The organism is Corynebacterium sp. NPDC060344 (genome assembly GCF_042725215.1).
In the GTDB taxonomy this organism is placed as follows: Bacteria; Actinomycetota; Actinomycetes; order Mycobacteriales; family Mycobacteriaceae; genus Corynebacterium.
The window spans coordinates 1-2,526 of record NZ_JBHXCS010000032.1; the positions used below are offsets into that span (position 1 = coordinate 1).

3 protein-coding genes are annotated in these 2,526 nt (G+C 69.5%); 2 read left to right on the forward strand and 1 reads right to left on the reverse strand.

Annotated elements, in window-relative coordinates:
* A partial coding sequence (locus tag ACFWGD_RS13120) for a sigma factor (RefSeq protein ID WP_377779129.1) occupies positions 1 to 419 on the reverse strand: 419 nt, incomplete at its 3' end.
* A 185-nt stretch (positions 420 to 604) separates the two neighbouring features.
* On the opposite strand from ACFWGD_RS13120, the gene ACFWGD_RS13125 reads away from it, so the two are divergent.
* Both ACFWGD_RS13125 and ACFWGD_RS13130 read left to right on the forward strand, forming a co-directional pair.
* Positions 605 to 736: a hypothetical protein gene (locus tag ACFWGD_RS13125; protein ID WP_377779130.1), complete on the forward strand. Its 132-nt coding sequence runs from the start codon at positions 605 to 607 to the stop codon at positions 734 to 736.
* A gap of 209 nt (positions 737 to 945) precedes the next feature.
* Complete coding sequence (locus ACFWGD_RS13130; RefSeq protein WP_377779131.1) at positions 946 to 2,463, forward strand: MFS transporter; 1,518 nt, start codon at positions 946 to 948, stop codon at positions 2,461 to 2,463.
* The last annotated feature ends 63 nt before the right edge of the window (positions 2,464 to 2,526 follow it).

Sequence of the window (2,526 nt, forward strand, 5' to 3'; positions counted from 1 at the left end):
CAGGCGAACAGGTCGTGCAGGACGAACGCGAGCCGCTCGGCGGGGGTCAGCTTGTCCAGGACCACGAGCATGGCGGCGCCGACGGAGTCGGCGAGCACGGCCTCGGCCTGCGGATCGCTCGGGCGCGCCGCCCTGGCCGCGCCTTCGCCGGGGGCCGGCTCCACCGGCCGTACCTCCAGGGGCTCCTCGCGCCGGGAGGCCCGGGTGCGCAGCATGTCCAGGCAGACGCGGCCGACCACGGTGGTCAGCCAGCCGCCCAGGTTGTCGATCTCCGCGGAGTCGCAGCGGCTGAGCTTCAGCCAGGCCTCCTGGACGGCGTCCTCCGCTTCGCTGAGCGAGCCGAGTATCCGGTAGGCCACTGCCCGAAGACGCGTCCGTTCGTCCTCGAAGCGCTTCGCCAGCCAGTCGTGCTCGTCCACTGTCCCGTCCTTGCTTTCCGCGTCCGCCGGCAAGATGACGGACTGTCATCAGTTTTTATGCGGAAGGTAATTCTGTCAGTTCCGGGTCGAGTAGGGCACGTGCCGAGCGGTTCTCGAGTGATTCCTGAGCGGCTTTCCAGCAGATCTTGACAGCGTGGCCTGATCGGAAAGCAGAGGAGGAGCTGGTGCACGACATCCAAGAGGAACTCGACTGGCGTTCGTACAACCTCGTCATGGGAGCCCCGCCGCTGTGGCTCGCCGGCGCGGACGAGGAGGAGGAATGGGCGGACCCGCACATCGTGCGCGGCATCGACTGATAGACGGCCGGTCCGGCGGGACTCAAGGCGGAGTCGAGAGGCCCCGGGCACGCTGCCAGGCAGCGGAACTGCCAAGCGGAAGGTGGGGCGATGAAGCCGAGGTCCGGCGCGCGCCGCGGCCCGCGATCGGGGTCGGCCCTGTGGCTCGTCCCGGCGTCGTCGGCGACCGCTCTCACACACTCGATTCTGCATAGCTGAGGAGTTACCCAATGACTGCCCCCGACGTGGTCAAGAGCGGAAAGGGCACGGGAGCGGGCTACAAGCCCGGCGCGATCCTTGCCTTTGTCTGCATGGCCCAGTTCATGGTCTTCCTCGACGTGTCGATCGTGAATCTCGCACTTCCGTCCATCCAGGACGGGCTCGGCATGTCCGACGTCAGCCTGGAGTACGTGGTCACGGCTTACGCGACCGTACTGGGCGGCTTCCTGCTGCTCGGCGGCCGGCTCGCCGACCGCTACGGCCGCCGCCGGGTCCTGCAGACCGGTCTGGCCGTCTTCGCCCTGGCCTCGCTCGTGGCGGCCCTGTCCGACAGCGGCAACGTGCTGATCAGCGCGCGTGCCGTCCAGGGCCTCGGCTCCGCGATGATCGCGCCCTCGGCGCTGTCGATCCTGACCAACACCTTCCCCGAGGGTCCCGAGCGCAACAAGGCGCTCGGCCTGTGGGGTTCGCTCTCCGGTATCGCCTCGATCGTGGGCGTGATCCTCGGCGGTGTGCTCGCCGACGGCCCCGGCTGGGAGTACATCTTCTACATCAACGTGCCGATCGGTCTGCTCGGTGCCCTCTTCGCGGCGCGCGTCGTCCCGGACTCCAAGGCCGACGGCCCGCGTACCCGGTTCGACATCTTCGGTGCCGCGACGCTCACCAGCGCCCTGCTGCTGCTGATCTTCACCCTGGGTGAGGCCACGCACCGCGGCTGGGGCGACGGTCGCACGGTCGTCTCCTTCGTCATCGTGGGCGTACTGCTCGCGGCCTTCCTGGTGATCGAGACCAAGGTCGAGGCGCCCGTGATGCCGCTGCGCGTCTTCCGCCTGAAGTCGGTCAGCACCGCGAACATCGCGGCCGTGTCGGTCTTCGGTGCCTTCTCCGCCCTGTTCTTCTTCGCCAGCATCTTCATGCAGCAGGTGTACGGGTTCTCGCCGATGAAGGCGGGCTTCTCCTACGTGCCCCTCGCGTTCTGCGTCGCGGCCGGCGCGGGCATCGCCTCGGGCCTGATCGCCAAGGTCGCGGCCCGCATCGTGCTCCTGATCGGTCTCGCCGCCACCATCGGCGGTCTGCTGCTCCTGACGCGGGCCCCGGCCGGCGGCTCGTACGCGGTCGACCTGCTGCCCGCCTTCATCCTCCTCGGCATCGGCTGCGGCATGTGCTTCGTGACGCTGCAGATCGCCGCGTTCGCCGGCATCGCCGACTCGGAGGCCGGTGTGGCCGCGGGTCTCATCAACACCAGCCAGGAGGCCGGCGGCGCGCTCGGTCTCGCCGTCATCGTGACCATCGCCTACAACGGCCTCGCCGAGAAGCTGACCAAGGCCGGCGGCGACGTCGCCAAGGCCGTGGACGTACAGGAGTCGGCGAACCACACCGCCTTCTTCGCGGCGGCCTGCTTCGCGACGGTCGCCCTGCTCATCGCGGCCTTCTTCTTCCCGAACGCCAAGCCGCAGGCGCCCGCTCCGGCGGCGCAGGCGGACGGCGAGCCGGCCGCCGAGACCCCGCAGACGGTGACCGCGCACTGACGGTCTCCCGCTAGGAAGAGCTCAGTCAGACGGGGCAGTCCCCGCCCGCGGCGCCCCCCGGAC

Excerpts from the sequence above, each read along its gene's own strand:
- ACFWGD_RS13130 (WP_377779131.1), top strand. The coding sequence starts at position 946 with ATGACTGCCCCCGACGTGGTCAAGAGCGGAAAGGGCACGGGAGCGGGC.